Below are 22,932 nucleotides of genomic sequence, written 5' to 3'. Positions count from 1 at the left end.
TCAAGGAATGGCTGAAGGAAATCGACTTCCATCTCTAGAAAGCCCGAACAGTTCCCAGATATTCGTGCTATTCGTGTTATTCGTGTTCAAAATCATCCCAGCTTGTAGCAATACAGGTTGGGATTTTTTCGTTCTCAAAAATGAGAATACCCGTTATTCGCAACGAAAAAAATCCGTGAGATCCGTGTGCGAAAATTCAAGTTTCTGCTTATCGTAAATCAATCCTCGCTGAGGAGTTTCTTGATTTCCTCATCGGTCTTGGTGAGTTTGTCTTTACAGAGTTTCACCAAGGTTTTGGCACGTTTCAACTGCTCGGAGAGCTGATCAATATCGAGTTCATCATTCTCCATTCTTTCTACGATTTCTTCAAGCTCTTTTACGGCTTGTTCGTATTTCATTTCTTCTTTTTCCATGATCCTATTTTAGTTAAGAGTTAATAGTTTATAGCGGCTTCGCCGTTTAGCCAGATTGCTATAAACTATTAACTATAAATTATAAACTATTATTCAACTTTCGCCTTCACGCTGCCCTCGGCAAACCTCGTTTCGATGATGTCGCCAGACTTCAGTTGCGAGGCAGAGCGGATGCTTTTGCCATCTTTCAGCGTAATGCTGTAACCACGTTTCAGCAACAATTCGGGGTCTTGTGCCTGGATGCGCTGGGAAAGAAGCTGCAGACGATGACTCTCGTTGAGCATCTTCCTTTCCAATATCGGCTGAATATTCTGAGAAAGAATCTCGAAATGGCGCTGGGCTTCCGATAGTTTCGACTGGACATTTGTGCTTAAACGGCTCATCAAGCGGTCGAGATAAGCTCCCTGCTTCGTCTTCACCAGCGAAAACTGAACAGGAATCGTGTTGCTCAATCTGTCGAGCCTCATCTTCTCCACCTGCAGACGATGCTTCACATTCTGCACGATAGCCTCCTGCGCATTCATTACACGGGCATAAACCTCAGTAAGATGATTAACGAGGAAGGCGGCAGCGGCTGTCGGTGTCTTTACACGCTGGAAAGAAATCATATCCAGCACACTCTCGTCCCTTTCATGTCCTATTCCCGTGATGATAGGCAGCGGGAAGTTTGCCACATTCTCGGCAAGCGCCAGGGTGTCGAAACCCGAAAGATCGCTCGTAGCGCCACCGCCTCGGATGATGACTACGCAGTCAAACTGTTCCCATTCGGTATTAATACTGTCGAGGGCAGCTATCACACTCTGCTCTACCCCCTCGCCCTGCATCGTAGCCGGAAAGAGGCGGGTTTGAAACTGCAGACCATAATCGTTATCGGCAAGCTGGTTGCAGAAATCGCCATAACCTGCTGCCGTAGCACTGGAAATGACGGCGATGCGCTGGCAGAACATCGGGAGCGCCAACTCCTTCTGCAGTTCGAATACGCCCTCTGCTTTCAGCGTATTGATGATTTCCAGCCGCTTGCGCGCCATATCGCCCATCGTATAGTTAGGATCAATATCATCTACTATCCAGGAAAAGCCATAGTTCTCATGAAACTGCGCGTGTACCTTGAGCAGCACTTTCATTCCGGCATGAATGCGCTGTCCGGTGATGCGCTCGAAATTCGGTTTGATGAACATCCATCGGTTTCGCCAGCAGGAGGCATGCGCCTTGGCAATGGGCGTATTAGACCGCTCATCCTTCTCGATGAGTTCCAGATAGCAGTGGCCTCCGTAGCCCTCGCGAGCCTCGGAGAGTTCCGCTTCCACCCAATAGCTGTCGGGCAAGGACATCGAAATAACGTCGCGAACCATGGAGTTTAATTCAAAAAGTGATAATCGAAGTCGTTCCATGCTGTTTACTGTTTAAAGTTAATAGTTGAAAGTTAATAGTTTATAGGGCTTAGCCGTTTGCAAGATTGCTGTAAACTATAAACTTTCAACTGTTAACTAATAACTAATAACTATTAACTACTTAATCGCTTTCCCCGTCTGATAAGCCTTCCAGAAATCAGGCACACCATATCCGAATACATTATCGGGATGATGCTGATTATTACCAGCCAATCTCACGAGTTTCATAATCTGCTTAGCCGTTTTCTGAGGCAAAGCCTGCCAGAGACACGCTACCATTCCGGCGATGAGCGGAGAAGAGAAAGACGTTCCGTTATCATTGATGATATTTCCACGGCCCGTAATCACACAGGTAGGACTTCCGTAAGCCATCACATCAGGCTTGATTCTGCCGTCAGCAGTAGGTCCCACGGCACTGAAAGCCGCATTCTCGCCCATTTCGTTTACGCTGCCCACGGTAAGGATATTGCGTGCATCGGCAGGGAAATTGATTTTCTTCCAACTTCCCATTCCGTCGTTTCCGGCAGAATTGACACAGATGATTCCCTTGTCAGCACACATCGAAGCGGTGCGGGAGATGAGGGTAGAATTGCCATCCTGCTCATAATAATGATGGTTGGTAGACGCATCATCGAAGCCATGATAGCCTAACGAAGAGTTGATGACATCCACGCCGCAACTGTCAGCATATTCAGCCGCAAAAGCCCAGTAATCCTCTTCTGCCAGACTCTCTGTGCGCTCATCTTCACAGCGCACCAGCAGATATTGAGCCTCAGGCGCCACCCCCACGAATCTTTCGGGTTCGTTGGCAGCCATCGTAGAAAGCACCATCGTTCCATGCTCCATCTCGGCGAAAACATTCTTGGATTGAGGAACCACAAAGTCCTTCACGCCCGCCAATCTGATATTATGCAGCGCTGGAATCTTATCCACATTCATGAATCCGCCGTCGAAGACAGCAATCATCATTCCTTTGCCCAAATGTCCGGTTCCATGCAGCCGCTTGCCGTTGAGCGACTGGATCTGCGCATCGGCAGCACCATATTCGCCTACTCCACCAGTCCAATCGTTCAATCCCCTGCGAACGCTACTTCTGACGCGCTGACTGACAGAATCGGGAGCAGAGAAGACCTTCATTTTCCGGGTGATGAAATCGAGTTCATCCAGTTTCCGTAGTTCCTTCTCCTTATGAATGCGGACCAGCAGGGTATTGTTCCACTTGCTCTTGCCCACAATCTCGATGCCAGCCTCGCTTACAGCCTGCTCATAAGCAGGAGCCACAGGCAAATCGGTAACATCGATGGGCAGATTCTGTCTCTTTCTGCGCTCTATGGAACGGGGAGAGAGAAAATCTGCCGGGCGATTTACCGAAAAGGGAGTGTGACTGAGGTCTTTATCTCTGAGATAAAGACGATACATCATACACTTGCCTCCCGGATACGACACCATATCGGTTTCGGCGATGCGGGGCAACCGCATCAGTTGCTCAAAATTGCTAACCCTGTCTTCGCGAGCAAACAAAGAAAGAGCGGTCATTAAAAATGCATAAAGCATCAAAAATTTTTTCATCATTATATCGGTAGTCCGGTTTGTTATTGTTGTTGCTGCAATATTTCTGTATTGCATTTGTTAATGAGTTGAATTGTTTATTCTGAAGTGCAAAAGTACAGAAATTGTACGAAAACACCAAAGGAAAAGGGAAGTTTTTATCATGAAATGCAAGTTTTTCTCATATATATAATAAGGTATCAGATATTTTTTGTACTTTTGCAGACAAGTAGCCGCTGCAATTGCATTCTGAAAGAAGCTGGGCAAGCGTCTATGAGGCAAAAACAGATATAAATGGAAAATAAACAAGCGACATTAGAATTAGGAACCAAGCCGGTGGGCAAGCTGCTCGTTCAGTATGCCTTGCCAGCTATGATTGCGATGACCGCCGCCTCACTCTACAACATCGTTGACCGAGTATTCATCGGTCAGGGTGTGGGAGCCATGGCCATCTCAGGTCTCGCCATCACCTTCCCCTTCATGAACCTCACCGCTGCCTTCGGAGCCGGTGTGGGCGTAGGAGCGTCTACTGCCATCAGCGTGAAGTTGGGACAAAAAGACTATGCCACAGCGCAAAACATTCTGGGTAACACGATTTCACTGAATCTCATCATCGGTATCGGACTGAGCATCATCTGTCTGCTCTTCCTCGACCCTATCCTGAGATTCTTCGGAGCCAGCGACCAGACGCTCATCTATGCCCATGAGTATATGGTCATCATCCTGCTGGGCAATGTGGTGAGCCACATGTATTTCGGCATGAATGCCCTGCTCCGAGCAGCGAGCAAGCCCAAGCAGGCGATGTACGCCACCATCTTCACGGTGGTGATGAACGTGATACTGGATGCCCTCTTCATCCTCGTTTTCAAATGGGGAATACAGGGTGCCGCCATCGCCACCATCCTTTCGCAGCTGATGGCGCTGATGTGGCAGATCAAGCTCTTCAGCAACAAGAGTGAACTGCTCCACTTCAAGAAAGGCATCTACAAACTGAAGAGGAAACTCGTGGATAATATCCTTGCCATCGGCATTTCGCCGTTCCTGATGAACGTGTGCGCCTGCATCATCGTCATCTTCATCAACAACCAGCTGGTACGGTTCGGAGGCGACCTCTCCGTGGGTGCCTACGGAATAGCCAACGGTATTGCAATGGTGTTCGTGATGTTCGTGTTTGGCGTAAACCAGGGAATGCAGCCTATAGCCGGATACAACTACGGAGCCCAGAAACTGGACCGACTGATTCGCGTACTGAACCTGAGCATCATTGCCGCCACCGCCATCATGGTAACGGGCTGGCTGATAGCGATGTTCCTGCCTTACTACTGCGCGAGAATGTTTACTACCGATAAGCATCTGATAGACCTGGGCATCAAGGCTATCAGAGTGGTGATGTTCTGCTTCCCGGTCATCGGGTTCCAGATGGTTATCACCAATTTCTTCCAGTGCATCGGAAAGGTGAAGATCAGTATCTTCCTCTCCTTGTCGAGACAGTTGCTCATCCTTCTGCCACTCCTGGCTTTCCTGCCGATGATATGGGACATTGATGGTGTATGGTACAGTATGCCTATCTCCGACTTCTCAGCCGCAGTCATTGCCGGAGTCGTCATGGTATGGTACATGAACAAACTGAAAAGACAACACCAAGAACAGCTAAAAGTTAATAGTTAATAGCAGCTTCGCCGTTTAGCAAGATTGCCCTATAAACTATAAATTATAAACTATAAATTATGAATAAGATTATCATAAACGTGGGTCGCCAGATAGGTAGCGGCGGCCATATCATCGCCGAGAAGCTGGCGGAGGATTTCGGTTGCAAATGTTACGACCGTGAGCTGCTGAATCTTGCTGCCAAGGAGAGTGGATTCTCTGAGAAATTCTTCGAGCAGAACGATGAGCAGAAGGGATTCTTCAAGTCTCTCTTCCATACCCATCTGCCCTTCCTGAGCGATAACAATTTCTATCACAACGACTTCTCGCAGGAAGGTCTGTACAAGTTCCAGAGCGACGCCATCAGAAAGGCTGCCGATGAGGGCAACTGCGTGTTTGTGGGCAGAACCGCCGACTATGTACTGCGTGATTACAAGAATGTGATCAATATCTTCATCACCGCCAATATCGACGACCGCATCAAGGCAGTGTGCAAGCGAAAGGACATCGACAGAGCCAGCGCCCGCAAGTTTATCGAAAGCCACGAGGAGCAGCGCGCCTCTTACTACGATTACTATACAGGCAAGAAGTGGGGACACAGCGAGAGCTACGACCTCTGCATCAACAGCAGCCATCTGGGAATCGAAGAAACAGAGAAGTTTATCGCAGAATTTATCAGAAAGAAGTTCGGACTTAGTGATTAATTATTAGTGATTAATTATTAGTGATTAGGGATTAATTTTAGGGACATAAAATATTAAACATCATATAAATGAAGAAGATTATGCTTTTGGGCTCAGGCGAACTGGGCAAAGAATTTACCATCGCCGCAAAGCGAGCAGGACAGTACGTCATCGCTTGCGACAAGTATGACAATGCACCAGCCATGCAGGTAGCCGACGAGCGAGAAGTGTTCTCGATGCTCGATGGCGACGCATTGACCGCAGTGGTAGAGAAACATCACCCAGACATCATCGTGCCTGAGATTGAAGCTATCCGCACCGAGCGACTCTTCGACTTCGAGAAGGAGGGCATTCAGGTTGTGCCTTCTGCACGTGCCGTGAACTACACCATGAACCGCCGTGCCATCCGCGACCTTGCCGCCAAGGAACTGGGTCTGCGCACCGCCAAGTACTTCTATGCCAAGACCTTCGAGGAGTTTAAGAACGCTGCCGATGAAATCGGTTTCCCATGCGTAGTGAAACCTCTGATGAGTTCAAGCGGCCATGGTCAGAGCTATGTTCACAACGATGATGAACTGAAGGAGGCTTACAAGGAGGCAATGGAAGAAGGTCGTGGCGACGTGAAGGAAGTAATCATCGAGGAATTTATCGACTTCGATTCTGAGTTCACCCTGCTCACCGTCACCCAGAAAGACGGTCCTACCCTCTTCTGTCCACCTATCGGCCACGTACAGAAGGGCGGCGACTACCGCGAGAGCTGGCAGCCATTCCAGATTCCAGAGGAGGCTTTGAAGAAGGCTGAGCACATTGCCGGCGAAGTAACCAAGGCATTGACAGGTGCCGGTCTCTGGGGCGTAGAGTTCTTCCTGAGCAAGCAGGGCGAAGTCATCTTCTCAGAGTTGAGTCCTCGTCCACACGATACAGGTATGGTAACCCTCGGTCACACCACCAACCTGAGCGAGTTTGAGCTCCACTTCCGTGCCGTGATGGGCTTGCCTATCGCCGGAATCCATCTGGAGCACATCGGCTGTTCTGCCGTCATCCTCTCTCCTGAGGAAAGTACCGAGCCATTAAACTACAATATGCTTGATGCCCTGAAGGAAGACCACACCCGCATCCGTATCTTCGGCAAGCCAGAGGCTCACGTAGGCCGCCGCATGGGCGTCGTACTCTGCTACGGCGAGAAGGGCGATGACCTCAACCAGCTTCGCGACAAGGCAAAGCGCCTAGCAAAGACAGTATTGGGAACCGACCCATACATGAAGAAATAAGACATGAAAGATTTAGGAAGAATTATCACATTACCCAAGATATTCGACCCAAGAGGCAACCTGACAGTGGCAGAGGGAGAGACGCATATTCCCTTTGCCATTGCCCGTACCTACTGGACCTATGATGTTCCGGGCGGAGAAAGTCGCGGGGGCCATGCTCACAAGGAATGCCAGGAATTCATCATAGCAGCCAGCGGTTCCTTTTCGGTAACATTGGATAATGGAGAACAGAAGAAGACCTATCATCTCAACCACCCTTGGGAGGGACTGTTCGTGGATGTCAATATCTGGCGAACACTGGATGATTTCTCTTCCGGCTCATTGTGTCTGGTTCTGGCTTCCCAAAAGTTTAAGGAAGAAGACTACATACGCGAATATGACGAATACCTCAGATATGCAAGACATCATGTTTGAAATCATCAAATACACCCCCGAATATCGCCAGCAATGGGATGAGTATGTGGCAAAAGCCCGAAACGCTACGTTTCTCTTTTACCGCAACTATATGGATTACCATTCCGATAGGTTCAAGGACTATTCTCTCCTATTCTTCAAGAAGGGAAAGCTTCATTCCATCCTGCCAGCCCATCAGGTAGGCAAGACCCTCTGCTCACATTTCGGACTCACCTATGGCGGACTGATCATGAACATCCACGTCACGATTTCAGATGTCTGCCAACTCTTTGAGGAATTGAATGTCTATCTGCGCCTTCAGGGTTTCGAGAAGGTACAGTATCGTCCTATTCCCTGGATCTATCATCTCCATCCTTCAGAAGAAGATCTCTATGCCATCTTCTGGAAATGCAAGGCCTATCTTTCGCTCCGCAATATCGGCACAACCATCTTCATGCAGCAGAAATTGCGCTGGCGCAAAGACCACCTGCGCCGCCTGAAGAAGGCTCATCAGAATGGAGTGACCGTAGTGAGAGATGCAAGCCTGTCGGAATTCTGGGAGGTATTGAATGAGAACCTGGAAAAGCGATTTGGTGCCAAACCGGTACACACGCTTCAGGAAATGGAACTTCTGAAAAGCCGATTCCCCGAGAATATCATCCAATACAATGCTTATCGCAACGGGCACATTATAGGAGGCCTCACCTTTTATATTACCCAGCAAGTGGTACACGGACAATATAGTTCTACCAACGATGAGGGAAAGGAATTCGGAGCCATGGAGGCTATCTACGAACAGATTATGTATCATGATTACCCCGATTATCCCTATCTGGACTTCGGCAGTTCTACGGAACAGCAGGGAGCCTGGATCAACGAAGGCCTCATCGCCCACAAGGAAGGTTACGGAGGAAGAGGCGTGGTTTACGACACCTATGAATGGACAGTATAAAGAGAAATCCCGAAGTTCACACGATAGTGAGCTTCGGGATTTCTGCCTTTTACAAGAGTATAACTGTCACACCACGAGCAGCTTGCGCACCCATAACCAGTGCCTGCTCAATATCGGCAGTCTTGGAAGGACCACTGATGAAAATACCGAAATTGTACTTCGGATCCATCTCAATACGGGCATAAGCCTCATGCATATTGTTCACAATCTTCTCTTTTTCGAGGAATATCACAAGGTATTCCGAGATGAAAAGCACCGCTTTCTCCTTCATGGTCTGAGGAATCCAGATGCAACCATTCTCTGCTACACCTACTTCACCACGAACTATACCCACATCAGTACCATTCAGGTCGTTAGCCTCAGCCACGGTATCAGGATTCTTCTGGGCAATCGTGATTTCTGGCAGATGAGAAGCAAAGACCTTGGCTTCCGGATAAGCCTTCTTCACCAGCTCATCCAGACTCTCACCTTCCTTCGCCTCTATCACATGGCCACCTACCGATTCCGTCATCTCAATAAACTGTTTCAGCGTATCCTCATACTGGATACCCTTCACATCTACGGCAGGCATATCGAATTGAACGTGCGTATTCTTACGCAACTTGTTCAGGAAATCTTCTTTCTTCATTGAACTTTGAAATTTGAACTTTGAACTTTATGATGACCCACTACTTCACCTTTCCTTCTTTCCAAAGCTGATGGAAACTCTTCTTTGCAAACTCAGGCATGGCGTGACCGATGCCCCAGGCATTCCAATTGCTGAAGTGCGTACAGCATTCAGGAACCAGATTGACAAGCGGAGCAAACTTCAGGGCAGTGGTGTAGAGCGCAGGACGGTCGAAGAGATACTTCATACCATTCGACATCGCCTTCTTGACAGGATCAGCCTTACCCAACTTCTCCAGACTCTGGCGCCAGACATAAATCTGAGAACCCGGTCCTACCTTGGAAGGACAGACATTATCGCATGACAAGCACAAAGTACATGCCGAAACATTGTCGCTGTACTTCTGAGGATTCTTCAGCATACCCAGGTTCACACCTACAGGACCCGGAATGAAATAGGTGTAGCTGTAACCGCCTGAACGACGATAAACCGGACAGGTATTCATGCAGGCACCGCAGCGCATACACTTCAACGTCTGCCAGTGGTCCTTATCAGCAAGAATGTCGCTTCTGCCATTATCCACCAATACTACATGCATCTCGGCACCCGGACGAGCCTGACGGAAATGAGAAGTAAAGGCGGTGGTAGGCTGACCTGTTCCGCAGCGGCAAAGCAGGCGCTGGAACACAGCCAATGACTTATAATCAGGAACCAGTTTCTCAATACCCATCGCTACGATATGGAGCTTAGGCATGGAAGTAGTCATATCCGCATTACCCTCGTTGGTGCAAACCACGCAATCGCCGGTAGCAGCCACACCGAAGTTACATCCGGTCATACCTGCTCCGGCTTCCATAAACTGGTCGCGGAGATGATGACGGGCACAGCGGGTCAGGTAAGTAGGATCATAGTTGCCGATTTCCTTGGAGATTCCCTTCTCCTCGAACATCTTTCCTACCTCCTCACGCTTCAGGTGGATGGCAGGCATCACGATATGGCTAGGCTTCTGATGCAAGAGCTGGATGATACGCTCACCCAGGTCGGTCTCCACCACGTCAATGCCGTGCTGCTCCAGATAAGGATTCATCTCGCACTCCTCGGTGAGCATCGACTTCGACTTCACCATCTTCTTCACGTTATGGTCTTTCAGAATACCGAGCACAATCTCATTAAATTCCTGTGCATCCTTTGCCCAGTGTACCTTTACTCCGCGGCTCTCCAGATTCTTGGAAAACATATCGAGGTAATCGGCGAGATGGGTAATCGTGTGCATCTTGATTTCAGACGCATGCTCGCGGAGGTCTTCCCACTCAGGAAGTTCCTGCGCCATCTTATCTCTCTTCTGACGAACAGACCAGAAGGTAGCATCGTGCCAGGTGGTCTTCTCTACGTTCTGCGTAAACTTCGCAGCTCTCTTGGAATGTTCTGTACTCATAGTCCTGCAGCTAATATTTGAACAACATGAATAAACTTGATCGGCATATTCTCTTTCTTGGCGATTCCAGCCATGTGCATCAGACAGGAAGAATCCGGTCCGGTAACAAACTCAGCGCCTGTAGCCATGTGGCGCTTGATCTTGTCCTCGCCCATACGGGTAGAAACGGCAGGTTCCTCAATAGAGAACATACCGCCAAATCCGCAACACTCATCCTTGCGCTCCGGTTCGTGGATGGTAATGCCTTCCACCATATTTAATAAGTCAATGATTTTGTTGAAAGGCTTGATGTGGCGCTCAGAAGGAGATGACAGTCCCAGTTCGCGCACACCGTGACAACTGTTGTGTACACTCACCACATGCGGGAACTTGCCCGGCACATGATCCACCTTCAGCACATCGTGAAGGAACTCCACAACATCCATGATTTTCTTTGAGGAAATACACTCGTGCTTACCCTCAAGGATTTTAGGATAATACACCTTTACGTAAGCGGCACATGAGGCAGAAGGAGCTACGATATAATCGTAATCCTTGAACAGTTCATCAAATGTCTCTATGACCTTCTCCGACTTGTACTGAAAACCGGCATTAGCCATTGGCTGGCCGCAGCAAGTCTGTTTTTCGGGATAACCCACGTCTAGTCCGTAATGCTTAAGCAACTTGTATGTAGCCACACCCGCTTCAGGGTAAAGGGCATCCACATAACAAGGGACGAATAATCCGACTTTCATTGTTGTTATATTTATCTTGTTTGCTATTTTTTATTCTTTTTCTACATGACTAAAAGCCGCTGCAAAAGTAACAAAATAATTGCAAAAATACGACATTCTAGAGAAGAAATAATAATAATTGATGTTATTTAACTGTAAAGATTTGCAGAAAATTTGGAATAACCAAATAAATAGCGTAACTTTGCATCTAGAAATAGTGTGTCTACCATTTGTGAACTAACACAAATACAGTTTAGTTGCTAAAAACATAAATAACAAGACATATAAAGAACAAACTTATAGTTATATTTAATGATGAAGAAACAGCTTAAGAAAGTCCTCGTTCTGGGTTCCGGTGCTTTGAAAATCGGCCAGGCAGGTGAGTTTGACTATTCCGGTTCGCAGGCTCTCAAGGCTTTGCGCGAGGAGGGTATTAGTTCCGTCCTCATTAATCCAAACGTTGCTACAATTCAGACAAGTGAAGGTATTGCTGACAAGGTTTATTTCTTGCCGGTGACACCTTTTTTTGTAACTGAAATTATCAAGAAGGAGCGCCCAGACGGCATCATGCTGGCTTGGGGTGGACAGACGGGTTTGAACGTCGGTACAGAACTTTACCTCAACGGTGTGCTCAAGGAGTACGGTGTGGATGTGTTGGGTACTTCGGTAGAGGCTATCATGAACACGGAAGACCGCGACCTCTTCGTAAAGGAGCTCAACAAGGTTGACCTCAAGGTTCCTGTAAGCCACGCTTGCGAGAACATGGAGGAGGCTGTGGCTGCGGCACGCAACATCGGCTACCCTATCATGATCCGTTCTGCCTACGCGCTGGGTGGTCTCGGTTCTGGTGTCTGCAAGACCGAAGAGGAGTTCAAGGAGATTGCTGAATCAGCCTTCACTTTCGCACCTCAGGTGCTTGTTGAGGAGAGTCTGAAGGGATGGAAGGAGATTGAGTTCGAGTGCATCCGTGATGCCAACGACCGTTGCTTCACCGTTGCCTCTATGGAAAACTTCGACCCGCTGGGTATTCACACAGGTGAATCTATCGTTGTGGCTCCAACCTGTTCTCTTACCGACGAGCAGGTGAAGATGTTGCAGGACATCGCCGTGAAGTGCGTCCGTCACCTCAACATCGTGGGTGAGTGCAACATCCAGTATGCTTTCAATGCTGAGACCAACGACTACCGTATCATCGAGATCAATGCTCGCTTGAGCCGTTCTTCTGCCCTTGCTTCTAAGGCTACCGGTTATCCGCTCGCTTTCGTTGCAGCTAAGATTGCCCTCGGTTATACGCTCGACCAGATTGGTGAGATGGGTACTCCTAACTCAGCATATGTAGCTCCATCACTCGACTATATGATCTGTAAGATTCCTCGTTGGGACCTTACCAAGTTTGCCGGTGTAAGCCGCAAGATTGGTTCTTCCATGAAGTCTGTAGGCGAAATCATGTCTATCGGCCGCTCATTCGAGGAGATGCTCCAGAAGGGTCTCCGTATGATTGGTCAGGGAATGCACGGTTTCGTAGGCAACGACCACACCAAGTTCGACAACCTGGATGAGGAGCTTTCCAACCCTACCGACCTCCGTATCTTCGCCATCGCCCAGGCTTTGGAGGAAGGCTACACCATCGAGCGCATCGAGGAGTTGACCAAGATTGACCCTTGGTTCATCGAGCGCATGAAGAATATCGTAGATTACAAGCACAAGCTTTCTGAATATAATACTCTGGAGGAGATTCCTGCCGAGGTATTGCGCGAGGCTAAGGTATTGGGCTTCTCTGACTTCCAGATTGGCCGCTTCGTATTGAAGACTCAGAACACCAATATGGAGAAGGAGGTGCTCGCAGTTCGTGCCCAGCGCAAGAAGCTGAACATTCTTCCTGCCGTAAAACGCATCCCTACTGTGGCAAGCGAGCATCCTGACCTCACCAACTATCTCTATATGACTTACGCCGTAGAGGGTTACGACATCAACTATTACAAGAACGAGAAGTCTGTCATCGTTCTCGGTTCGGGTGCTTACCGCATCGGTTCTTCTGTAGAGTTCGACTGGTGTTCAGTAAACGCCATCAATACAGCCCGCAAGTTGGGTTACAAGTCAATCATGATTAACTACAACCCGGAGACCGTATCTACCGACTACGATATGTGCGACCGTCTCTACTTCGATGAGCTTTCATTCGAGCGTGTACTCGATGTCATCGACCTGGAGTCACCACGTGGTGTGATTGTTTCAGTAGGTGGTCAGATTCCAAACAACCTGGCTATGAAGCTCCATCGCCAGTCTGTGCCAATCCTGGGTACATCTCCTGTCAACATCGACCGTGCCGAGAACCGCGGTAAGTTCTCTGCCATGCTCGATAAGTTGGGCATCGACCAGCCTAAGTGGAGCGCCCTCACCTCTATGGAGGATGTTCAGAAGTTCATCGACGAGGTAGGCTATCCTGTTCTCGTTCGTCCATCTTACGTTCTTTCCGGTGCAGCCATGAACGTTTGCCACGATGATGATGAGTTGCGTCGCTTCCTGGAGGCAGCTTCTGAGGTTTCTAAGGAATACCCGGTAGTTATCTCCCAGTTCATGACAGAGACCAACGAGATTGAGTTCGACGGTGTGGCTCAGAACGGTGAGATTGTAGAGTATGGTATTTCAGAGCACGTAGAGTATGCAGGTGTTCACTCCGGCGACGCTACCATGACCTTCCCTGCCCAGCAGATTTCCTTCGCTACAGCCCGTCAGATCAAGAAGATTTCACGTGCCATCGCCAAGGAGCTCAACATCTCGGGTCCTTTCAATATCCAGTATCTGGCTAAGGGTCGCGATGTAAAGGTTATCGAGTGTAACCTCCGTGCATCCCGTTCATTCCCATTCGTGAGCAAGGTGTTGAAGCGCAACTTCATCGAAACGGCTACCCGCATCATGCTCGACGCTCCATATCAGAAACCGGATAAGTCTGCTTTCGATATCGACCGCATGGGTGTGAAGGCATCACAGTTCTCATTCGCCCGCTTGCAGAACGCCGACCCAGTTTTGGGTGTGGATATGAGTTCTACCGGTGAGGTAGGCTGTATGGGTGATACTTTCGAGGAGGCATTGCTCAACTCATTGATTGCCACCGGCTACAAGATTCCTTCTAAGGACAAGGGCATCATGCTTTCAAGCGGTGGTGCGAAGGAGAAGGCTTCTCTGCTCGATGCTGCCCAGGCGCTGGTTAAGAATGGTTACACCATCTACGCTACAGCCGGCACAGCGAAGTTCCTGAACGACAACAACGTGAAGGCTACAGCCGTAGGATGGCCTGATGAGGACCACAAGGATCTTCCTAACGTGATGCAGATGATTGCCGACCACAAGTTCGACCTCATCGTCAACATCCCTAAGAATCATACCAAGCGTGAGCTCACCAATGGTTACAGAATCCGTCGTGGCGCCATCGACCACAACATTCCTCTGATCACCAATGCCCGTCTGGCTTCCGCCTTCATCGAGGCATTCTGCACATTGAGCCAGGACCAGTTGCAGATTAAGAGCTGGCAGGAGTACGAATAATCTCCCACAGATTTCACAGATCTCACAGATTTATATGAATACGCCCTGTAAGGCAAGGCACAAGTTCTAGATTGTGCCCAAGCCTTACGGGGCTTTTTTTATTCCCCGCCATGAGAAAAAGAAGGCGAAATGATGGCTTTCTCATTATTTTATTGTACCTTTGCAAACAGAAATAAGAATAAAACATGATAGTTTGTATAGCAGAGAAACCGAGTGTGGCTAAGGATATCGCCCGAATCATCGGGGCTACCACGGCACGCGACGGTTATATGGAAGGTAATGGTTACCAAGTAACATGGACTTTCGGCCACCTTTGTGAGCTGAAGGAACCGGATGATTATACTCCGATGTGGAAACATTGGAGCCTTGCGGCGTTGCCGATGATTCCACAGCGTTTCGGTATCAAGCTCATCAACGATGAAGGCATCAAGAAGCAGTTTGCTACCATCGAGAAACTGATGCAGGCTGCCGACAGCATCATCAACTGCGGTGACGCCGGACAGGAAGGAGAGCTTATCCAGAGATGGGTGATGCAGAAGGCACAGGCAAAATGCCCGGTCAAGAGACTGTGGATTTCGTCTATGACCGATGAAGCCATCAAGCAGGGCTTCCAGGAACTGAAAGACCAGACCGAATACCAGTCACTCTATCTTGCCGGACTTTCCCGTGCCATCGGCGACTGGATTCTCGGTATGAACGCCACCCGACTTTATACATTGAAATACGGTCAGAACCGACAGGTGCTCAGCATCGGCCGGGTGCAGACCCCTACCCTTGCCCTCATCGTAAACCGCCAGAAGGAAATCGACAACTTCGTTTCTGAACCTTACTGGGTACTCGCCACCATCTACCGCGACACCCAGTTTACCGCTACCAGTGGCAAGTTTACCAGCAAGGAGGAAGGCGAGAAGGCTTTCAGCACCATCGCTGGCAACCCCTTCACGGTTACGGATGTAAGCAAGAAGAAGGGAAACGAGGCGCCACCTCATCTCTACGACCTCACCTCGCTGCAGGTGGATTGCAACAAGAAGTTTGCTTACTCTGCCGATATTACGCTGAAGCTCATCCAGAGTCTCTACGAGAAGAAGTACACCACTTATCCTCGTGTAGATACCCAGTTCCTGACCGACGATATCTATCCGAAATGTCCACAGATTCTGAACGGAGTGAGTCAGGCAAAGATCATGAGTCAGCAGAAATACCTCCCGCTCATTCAGCAGCTCGCAACAATCAGCAAGAAATTGCCGAAAAGCAAGAAGGTTTTCGATAATAGCAAGGTAACCGACCACCACGCCATCATCCCAACCGGTGTTCCGCCAACCGGACTCACCGATATGGAGGCAAACGTGTATGATCTCATCGCCAAGCGCTTTATCAGCGTGTTCTATCCGGATTGTAAATTCTCCACCACCACCGTTTTGGGCGAAGTCATCAACGAAGACGGACCGAAACCGGAAAAGATAGAGTTCAAGGTAAGCGGTAAGGAAATTCTCGAACCAGGCTGGCGAGTAGTCTATGCCAAGGATGTAAAGAATACAGATGACGATGATGCTTCAGATAACGCCAACGGAAATGCAGACTCAGGTAATGGTGCTAAGAAGGAAGTAGTAGAAGAAAGAACCCTCCCATCCTTCACAAAAGGCGAATCGGGAGAACATCAGCCTACCCTGACGGAGAAATGGACCACGCCACCTAAGTATTATACCGAGGCAACCCTGCTGCGTGCGATGGAGACAGCCGGCAAATTCGTAGAAGACGAAGAACTTCGTGCAGCATTGAAGGAGAACGGAATCGGCCGACCATCCTCCCGTGCCGGCATCATCGAGACCCTTTTCAAGCGCCACTACATCCGTCGCCAGCGCAAGAATCTGATGGCAACCCCGACAGGCATCGAACTCATTGACACCATCCATGAGGAACTGCTGAAGAGTTGCGAACTGACCGGTATCTGGGAGAAGAAACTCCGCGACATCGAGCACAAGACCTACGATCCTGCCGACTTCATCAACGGACTGAAAGAACAGATCAACAAGATAGTCATCGATGTATTGTCAGACAACAGCAACAGGAGAGTGACCATCATGACAGAGGAAGACCTCAAGAAGAAACCGGCTGCCAAGAAACCGGCTGCCAAGAAAGCACCAGCCAAGAAGATGCCAGCCAAGAAAAAGGATGAAGCTACTGCACAAAATGTAGATGCACAAAATGCAAATACGCAGAATGCAGCAGCACAGCCGGTTTCTGCTCCTCAGGCTCCAGCCGACCCAATGGTAGGCAAGCCATGCCCGCTCTGCGGCAAGGGCGTCATCATCAAGGGCAAGACCGCCTATGGATGCAGCAACTGGAAATCAGGCTGCCAATATCGTCAGCCATTCTCGCAGATGTAATAAGATATAACTCAAGTTTCACATATAAGCTCCACACGCCCTGAAAGGGCAGAAGCTCCTAGCCCAGGGCAACGCCCTGGGTCATTATGGACGCAAACCTGTCGCCCTGTAAGGGCAAAAGCTTCAAAGAACGAGGCAATTTATAAGGCTTTTGCCCTTACAGGGCGCCTTGCAGATTGCTACTATACCCAGGGCGTTGCCCTGGGCTAGGAGCTTCTGCCCTTTCAGGGCGTGTGGGAGAGTTGCTTGCGAAAGTTCAGTAAAATAATTAAGTTGTTCCTGTATGAAACAAATAAGATTTTATCAAATCATAACAGCAATCAGCTGCCTCTTTCTGATAAGTTGCGGCATAGAACAGAACCTGAAGAAAGCAGACAAGCATCTTTCTTTAGGCGAATACTTCGATGCGGCAACCCAATATAAAAAGGTGTACACCAAGACACCTACCAAAGAGCGGGCTGCCCGAGGCAAGGTGGCTCTGAAAATGGCACGCTGCTATGATAAAATCAACAGTACGCCGAAGGCATTGGCTGCCTACAGCAATGCCATCCGATACAAGCAGGCAGACCTCAACGACCGCCTGGCTTACGCCCGGCTTCTCCTGAAGAACGGAAGTTACAGACAGGCTGCCAAGGAATTCGAATTCCTGCTCGATTCCATGCCTAACAACGTGTTGGTAAAGAACGGACTCGAATCGGCACGAAAAGCCCCAGTCTGGAAGAAGGAAGGAAGCCGGTACAAGGTAAAGCGGATGGATGTTTTCAATTCCCGAAGAGACGACTATTCGCCGATGTTCCTCAGCGATGACAACAGTCAGCTCTATTTCACCTCAACCCGCAACGAAGCCCAAGGCAGCGACCTGAACGGAGTGACGGGAACGAAATCTGCCGACATCTTCTTCTCTGAAAAGAACGACAAAGGCAAATGGAGCAAGCCGGAAGCCATCGGAACCGGTCTCAATACCGACTACGAAGAGGGCGCATGCTGCTTTACCCCAGACGGCAAGCAGATGTACCTCACCCAGTGTACCACCGATCCCACTTCGCCCCGCTTAGCCCAGATAGTAACCTCCAACCGCTCGGATGCAGCCTGGAGCAAGCCGTCGAATCTGGAAATCAGCAAAGATACACTCAGTTGTTTTGCCCATCCAGCCATCTCCCCTGATGGCGAATGGCTCTATTTCGTATCAGATATGCCGGGCGGAAAGGGCGGTCTCGACATCTGGCGAGTGCGCATCACTCCTGCCGGACTGGGCGGTGTAGAGAACCTGGGCGAACCTATCAACACCCCAGGCGATGAGATGTTCCCTACCTTCCGTCCTAACGGCGACTTCTACTTCAGCAGCAATGGTCATGTAGGAATGGGCGGACTCGACATCTATATCGCCAAAGTAAATTCCATCACCCGGAAATATGAACTCACCCACCCCGGCTATCCGCTGAATACAGAAGCCGATGACTTCGGAATGACTTTCGAGGGTCTCCACAACCAGGGTTTCTTCTGCTCTAACAGAAAAGACGGAAGAGGCTATGACCATATCTACTCCTTCGAGAATCCGGAGATTGTTACCACAATGAAGGGATGGGTTTACGAGAAAGACGGTTATGAACTGCCTGCCGCAGAGGTCAGAATCGTAGGCAACGACGGAACGAACAGGAAACTATCCGTCAAGGGCGACGGTTCGTTTGTCCTCCCTATCAATCCGCATGTCGACTACCTGGTGATGGCATCCTGCAAAGGCTACCTCAACCACAAGGAAGAACTTCGGGTTGATTCGGCTAAAGAGAGTAAGGAATACGTGCTCCAGTTCCCGCTGGCTTCCATCACAGCCCCTGTACTCATCGACAACATCTTCTACGATTTCGACAAGGCAACCCTTACCGAGGCCAGTACAACAGCCCTCGACCAGCTGGTAACGCTGCTGAAAGAGAACCCGCACGTTACCATCGAACTCAGCGCCCATTGCGACTACAAGGGAAACAGCGAATATAACAAACATCTGTCTCAGCGCCGCGCCCAATCGGTAGTAGACTACCTGATAAAACACGGCATAGAGAAAGAGCGCCTCACCCCTGTGGGCTACGGCAAGGAGAAGCCGAAGAATGTGCGCAAGAAACTCACCGAGAAGTATCCTTGGCTCAAGGAAGGCGATGTGCTCAACGAAGAATTTATCCTGAAGCAGAGCAAGGAGCATCAGGAAATCTGCAACCAGCTGAACCGCCGAACCGAGTTCAAAGTGCTACGCACTACCTATAAATTGTTTTAGAAACCGATATCATAAGCATAGGTGCTCTACTGAAAAAGTAGCAGCACCTATTTGTTTTTCTATATTCAGCAATATTAAATCTTCGTTCAAAGACATTGAATGTCCGTTCAAAGTCATTGAATGTCCGTTCAAAGACACTGAACGGACATTCAAAAGCTTTGAACGGAGATTTCAAGAGCATAAAGATGATATTTATAGTAATAAAAAACTCTTTCTATTAGCACTAAAAACTATTCTGCTAATAGAAAGAGTTGATCATTCATACAATTGATATCAGGGAAGAAGCCTACTGACGTGCATCAGCCAGTTCATTATATCCCCAAACCATGATGAGGACAACGACGCCAGCCAGCACCATCAGGAGATTCTGAGAGTGGGCGATGGAATCTGCCACATGCGTAAGGGCACGCGAACCGGAAAGGAGGAAATCTATCTTCATAGAGAAAAGCCATCCCTGAATCTGTTCCCATCCCTGACAGACTACTGCTATGATGATGCCTGCTGCCACACAGGCTGCCGTCCATAAATGTTCCAGGCGCTGGCGCTTAACCAGCGACATCGCAGTATCAGTTTCGGGTAAAGCCGGCAAGGCCTGCATCACCCTGTCGGAGAATCCGTCATCAGGAATCTCTGACATCTGGCAATCGGAAAAGAACATCTTCAAGAGTTCTTCATCCTGAGGGTTCAACGGTTCCCCTTTCATGCTCTCCAACTTCTTATCATTTATCTTATCGGTCATAACCATTCTGTTTTAAGTAACTTGCAAGTTTCTGTTTTCCTCGAGAGAGATGCGACTTGATGGTGCCTTGCGCCATTCCCGTCACCTCTGCAATCTTATCTATAGAGAGTCCATCCATCAGCTGCAGCGTGATGCATGTACGTTCATTTTCGCTCAAAATCTGTAACGCCTTGAGCAAATCCATCTTCAATCCGGCATGGGCGCCCTGTGCATTCTTACTGGAAACGGCAGGCGTATCGATGTCCTGCGTCTCCTTATGACTGCGGGTATAATCATACCATACATTATAGGCGATGCGGTAGAGCCAGGTGGAGAAAGAGGCTGTACCCCTGAAACCGGACAGATGGGTATATGCCTTGACAAAGGTATCCTGCGCCAAGTCGTCACTCAGCTGCGCATCCCCCAGCGTCTGCCGCAGGAAGAACCCACGAATGGGTGACTGATACTTCCTGACCAGCAGGTCGAACGACTTGCGGTCATGAAGCATCACCACCTTCGTGACGAGAGAGATATCGGATAACTTTTCCACCTTATATATATTAACTAATAATTGTTGTTCTTTTCCTTGTGACTTCCCCTCCTATTGAGAAGCCATGATATATTGAATGTCGGCTGCTAGACCGGAGTTCCATTATACCCCGTTCCCTGGTCGCCATGACGGTTCTTCCACCAGTCCTTGATGGCAGGAAGCGAACCGATAACAGTCTGACCGATGCCATAGAAGAAGACCAGGGCTCCGATGCCAGCCAGGAAATCAGCATCCCACCAGGCAAACATGGCGCACAAGCCGGCTCCCAGGAAGGCATTTCTCAATCCACGCTTTACCAGATACTCATCGCTCTGCTTGTCTATCGGCCGGTCGCTTTCCGGAACATTGATGCCCTTCTCCATCGCCATCTCCGCCAGTTTCATCCGGTCGTTGTGGCGGCGAATCAGATATCTGATAACCAGAAATACGATGATCAGCGGAGCAAAGACAAACAGCAGACCGAAGATGATACAGAAAATGATCATAACAGCCAGCGCTCCGCCACCAAATACCGAACCGATGAAATCGAACGGATCATCATAGTTGTCTAAACTGTATCTAGAATGAACAGATCTATTATCATTCTCATCATAATCATCATAGTTAGCCGAATCTGTACTGGTTGTATCAGAATAAGCCTCCAACGCCTCGTCGTCTTTATCCTTCGAAGCAGATGGCTGTGCGGCAGATGCAGGAGCAGCCTTTGAATCTACCTGTTGGGTAGTTGGATGATAACGATGTTTTGGAGCAGAAGACGCCAAAGACACTTGGGTGGCTCCGATGCTCATAACGAGCGCTAATGCCAATATTGCTTTCTTCATATCATTATTTTTTTATTGTTTTTACCTTGTTATTTGAAAAATTTCTGCTTCTTAGACGCATCTCTTCGCGATTTAGTTGCAAAGAAACGAAAAATTTCTTATTTTTGCAAACAAATTAAAGAAAAAGAAACAGAATGAAGACATTACCTGAAGATTTCAGAACATATACGCAGGCGCTAATGGGCGAAAAGCTGTATCAGCGTCTGGAGCATGCTATCCTCGAAGAGGAGGCACCAACCAGTATCCGCATCAATCCTTTTAAATGCAAGGATGCTGATGGCGAACCGATTCCCTGGTGTCCGGAAACCGGACGTTATCTCTCTACGCGTCCCGGATTCACCTTCGATCCGCTGCTGCATGCCGGCTTATATTATGTACAGGAAGCCTCATCCATGTTTGTTGATATGGCTATCCGACAGTACGTAAAAGAACCGGTGATGATGCTGGATCTCTGTGCTGCCCCTGGCGGAAAGTCGACTGCCGTAAGAGCTGCCTTGCCGGAAGGGAGTCTGCTCTTCAGCAACGAACCTATGCGCACCCGCTCGCAGATTCTTGCCGAAAACGTACAGAAGTTCGGTCATCCGGATATGATTGTAACCAACAACTATCCCCGCGATTACAAGAAATCGAAGTTGCAGTTTGATGTGATTCTTACCGATGTTCCCTGCTCCGGCGAAGGAATGTTCCGCAAAGATGAAGGGGCTATCGGCGAATGGAGTACCCAGAATGTGAACAACTGCTGGCAGCTGCAGCGCGAAATCGTATCGGATATCTGGAACTGTCTGAAGCCAGGCGGTATCCTGATTTACTCTACCTGCACCTTCAATGCGCACGAAGATGAGGAGAACGTGGAGTGGATATGCGAAGAACTTGGCGCTGAAGTGATGGCACTGGAGGGTGTAGAAGATGCATGGAACATCACCCGCAACCTCACGGGCAGCGACTTCCCTGTTTACCGGTTCATTCCTGGCGTTTCGCGAGGCGAAGGTCTGTTTATGGCGATTCTGAAGAAAGAGGGCGAATGGGAAGCCGGCTCACCAGCCAAGGAGAACAGGAAGGATAAGAAGAAAAAAGACAAGAAGGTGGCTAAAGGAAAGGGACCGGAGATTCCGGACGGCTGGCTGAAGACTGATACGGAATGGATGCCTGCAGAGAGCAATGAGACGGTTTACGCCATTCCGGGCAGATGGAAAGACATCTACGACCAGGCTGAAAAGAACCTGAAGGTGCTGCATGCAGGTGTGAAACTGGGAACAGACAAGGGAAAGGGTCTCATTCCCGACCAGGCTCTCGCTCTCTCTACGATGCTCAACAAAGAACACTTCCCTCAGGTGGAGTTATCCTACGATGATGCCATCCGCTACCTTCGCAAGGAGGCTGTGAATCTGCCTGCCGATACGCCTAAGGGTTATGTTCTGGTAACCTACAGACAGGTTCCGATAGGCTGGGAAAAGAACATTGGCAACCGTGCCAACAACCTCTATCCGCAGGAGTGGAAAATCAAGAGCAGCCATGGGACAGGAGAGCTATTTATAGTTAATAGTTTATAGTTAACAGTTTACAGCAAGAATGAATAATTCAACATTCAACA

Annotated in this window: 18 protein-coding genes; 9 read left to right on the top strand and 9 right to left on the bottom strand. The window is 48.9% G+C overall.

Annotated features, from left to right (window positions below; all coding sequences use genetic code 11):
- Nucleotides 1-218: 218 nt before the first annotated feature.
- From xseB to DWV53_RS10675, 3 genes are all read right to left on the bottom strand, one after another.
- A complete protein-coding gene (gene xseB / locus DWV53_RS10685; RefSeq protein ID WP_118153638.1) occupies nucleotides 219-413 on the bottom strand; it encodes an exodeoxyribonuclease VII small subunit in 195 nt (64 codons plus the stop codon).
- An 89-nt stretch (nucleotides 414-502) separates the two neighbouring features.
- On the bottom strand, nucleotides 503-1,804 hold the full coding sequence (xseA, locus tag DWV53_RS10680; protein ID WP_118153635.1) for an exodeoxyribonuclease VII large subunit: 1,302 nt from the start codon (nucleotides 1,802-1,804) through the stop codon (nucleotides 503-505).
- 117 nt (nucleotides 1,805-1,921) lie between these two features.
- Nucleotides 1,922-3,283, bottom strand: coding sequence for a S8 family peptidase (locus DWV53_RS10675; RefSeq protein WP_259318966.1), 1,362 nt, complete (start codon nucleotides 3,281-3,283; stop codon nucleotides 1,922-1,924).
- Nucleotides 3,284-3,646: 363 nt separating this feature from the next.
- On the opposite strand from DWV53_RS10675, the gene DWV53_RS10670 reads away from it, so the two are divergent.
- The 5 genes from DWV53_RS10670 (at nucleotide 3,647) to DWV53_RS10650 (ending at nucleotide 8,298) form a co-directional block, all read left to right on the top strand.
- Nucleotides 3,647-5,020, top strand: coding sequence for an MATE family efflux transporter (locus tag DWV53_RS10670; protein ID WP_118153630.1), 1,374 nt, complete (start codon nucleotides 3,647-3,649; stop codon nucleotides 5,018-5,020).
- A gap of 59 nt (nucleotides 5,021-5,079) precedes the next feature.
- Nucleotides 5,080-5,703, top strand: a complete 624-nt coding sequence (locus tag DWV53_RS10665) for an AAA family ATPase (RefSeq protein ID WP_022121486.1) — start codon at nucleotides 5,080-5,082, stop codon at nucleotides 5,701-5,703.
- A 68-nt stretch (nucleotides 5,704-5,771) separates the two neighbouring features.
- Nucleotides 5,772-6,953, top strand: a complete 1,182-nt coding sequence (purT, locus tag DWV53_RS10660) for a formate-dependent phosphoribosylglycinamide formyltransferase (protein ID WP_006847765.1) — start codon at nucleotides 5,772-5,774, stop codon at nucleotides 6,951-6,953.
- A 3-nt stretch (nucleotides 6,954-6,956) separates the two neighbouring features.
- Nucleotides 6,957-7,367, top strand: coding sequence for a sugar 3,4-ketoisomerase (locus tag DWV53_RS10655; protein WP_118153627.1), 411 nt, complete (start codon nucleotides 6,957-6,959; stop codon nucleotides 7,365-7,367).
- On the top strand, nucleotides 7,330-8,298 hold the full coding sequence (locus DWV53_RS10650) for a GNAT family N-acetyltransferase (protein WP_234564011.1): 969 nt from the start codon (nucleotides 7,330-7,332) through the stop codon (nucleotides 8,296-8,298). The genes DWV53_RS10655 and DWV53_RS10650 overlap by 38 nt, the downstream gene beginning before the upstream one ends.
- A gap of 49 nt (nucleotides 8,299-8,347) precedes the next feature.
- Here the strand turns inward: DWV53_RS10650 and DWV53_RS10645 are convergent, their stop codons facing one another.
- The 3 genes from DWV53_RS10645 to DWV53_RS10635 are packed head-to-tail and all read right to left on the bottom strand — an operon-like array spanning nucleotide 8,348 to nucleotide 11,074.
- Entirely contained in the window at nucleotides 8,348-8,926 is a 579-nt protein-coding gene (locus DWV53_RS10645) for a LutC/YkgG family protein (RefSeq protein ID WP_118153621.1), read from the bottom strand.
- Nucleotides 8,927-8,966: 40 nt separating this feature from the next.
- Nucleotides 8,967-10,340 carry a lactate utilization protein B gene (locus DWV53_RS10640; RefSeq protein ID WP_118153619.1) on the bottom strand — a complete coding sequence of 458 codons (1,374 nt, stop codon included), beginning with the start codon at nucleotides 10,338-10,340 and terminating at the stop codon, nucleotides 8,967-8,969.
- Nucleotides 10,337-11,074: a (Fe-S)-binding protein gene (locus tag DWV53_RS10635; protein WP_118153616.1), complete on the bottom strand. Its 738-nt coding sequence runs from the start codon at nucleotides 11,072-11,074 to the stop codon at nucleotides 10,337-10,339. Before DWV53_RS10635 ends, DWV53_RS10640 begins: the two co-directional genes overlap by 4 nt.
- Nucleotides 11,075-11,368: 294 nt before the next feature.
- Here DWV53_RS10635 and carB point away from each other — a divergent pair, with 294 nt between their 5' ends.
- The 3 genes from carB to DWV53_RS10620 all read left to right on the top strand — a co-directional run bounded on the left by carB (nucleotide 11,369) and on the right by DWV53_RS10620 (nucleotide 19,252).
- Complete coding sequence (carB, locus tag DWV53_RS10630) at nucleotides 11,369-14,599, top strand: carbamoyl-phosphate synthase (glutamine-hydrolyzing) large subunit (protein WP_118153644.1); 3,231 nt, start codon at nucleotides 11,369-11,371, stop codon at nucleotides 14,597-14,599.
- Nucleotides 14,600-14,784: 185 nt separating this feature from the next.
- Nucleotides 14,785-16,986 (top strand): DNA topoisomerase 3, encoded by a 2,202-nt coding sequence (locus DWV53_RS10625; RefSeq protein ID WP_118153613.1) that lies wholly within the window; start codon nucleotides 14,785-14,787, stop codon nucleotides 16,984-16,986.
- A gap of 283 nt (nucleotides 16,987-17,269) precedes the next feature.
- Entirely contained in the window at nucleotides 17,270-19,252 is a 1,983-nt protein-coding gene (locus DWV53_RS10620; RefSeq protein WP_118153610.1) for an OmpA family protein, read from the top strand.
- Nucleotides 19,253-19,538: 286 nt separating this feature from the next.
- Here DWV53_RS10620 and DWV53_RS10615 read toward each other — a convergent pair whose 3' ends face one another.
- The 3 genes from DWV53_RS10615 to DWV53_RS10605 all read right to left on the bottom strand — a co-directional run bounded on the left by DWV53_RS10615 (nucleotide 19,539) and on the right by DWV53_RS10605 (nucleotide 21,341).
- A complete protein-coding gene (locus DWV53_RS10615; RefSeq protein WP_181992468.1) occupies nucleotides 19,539-19,991 on the bottom strand; it encodes a DUF5056 domain-containing protein in 453 nt (150 codons plus the stop codon).
- A complete protein-coding gene (locus tag DWV53_RS10610) occupies nucleotides 19,981-20,520 on the bottom strand; it encodes an RNA polymerase sigma factor (RefSeq protein WP_118153604.1) in 540 nt (179 codons plus the stop codon). Before DWV53_RS10610 ends, DWV53_RS10615 begins: the two co-directional genes overlap by 11 nt.
- Before the next feature lie 86 nt (nucleotides 20,521-20,606).
- The gene (locus DWV53_RS10605) at nucleotides 20,607-21,341 is read right to left on the bottom strand and encodes a DUF6249 domain-containing protein (RefSeq protein ID WP_118153601.1); all 735 of its coding nucleotides are present in this window, start codon (nucleotides 21,339-21,341) and stop codon (nucleotides 20,607-20,609) included.
- Nucleotides 21,342-21,475: 134 nt separating this feature from the next.
- Here DWV53_RS10605 and DWV53_RS10600 point away from each other — a divergent pair, with 134 nt between their 5' ends.
- A complete protein-coding gene (locus DWV53_RS10600) occupies nucleotides 21,476-22,891 on the top strand; it encodes a methyltransferase RsmF C-terminal domain-like protein (RefSeq protein ID WP_118153598.1) in 1,416 nt (471 codons plus the stop codon).
- Nucleotides 22,892-22,932 lie beyond the last annotated feature (41 nt).

This window comes from Segatella copri, from assembly GCF_003465495.1.
GTDB lineage: Bacteria > Bacteroidota > Bacteroidia > Bacteroidales > Bacteroidaceae > Prevotella > Prevotella copri_G.
The sequence above is the reverse complement of the archived record's forward strand: the minus strand, read 5'-3'. Positions and strand labels throughout refer to the sequence as shown.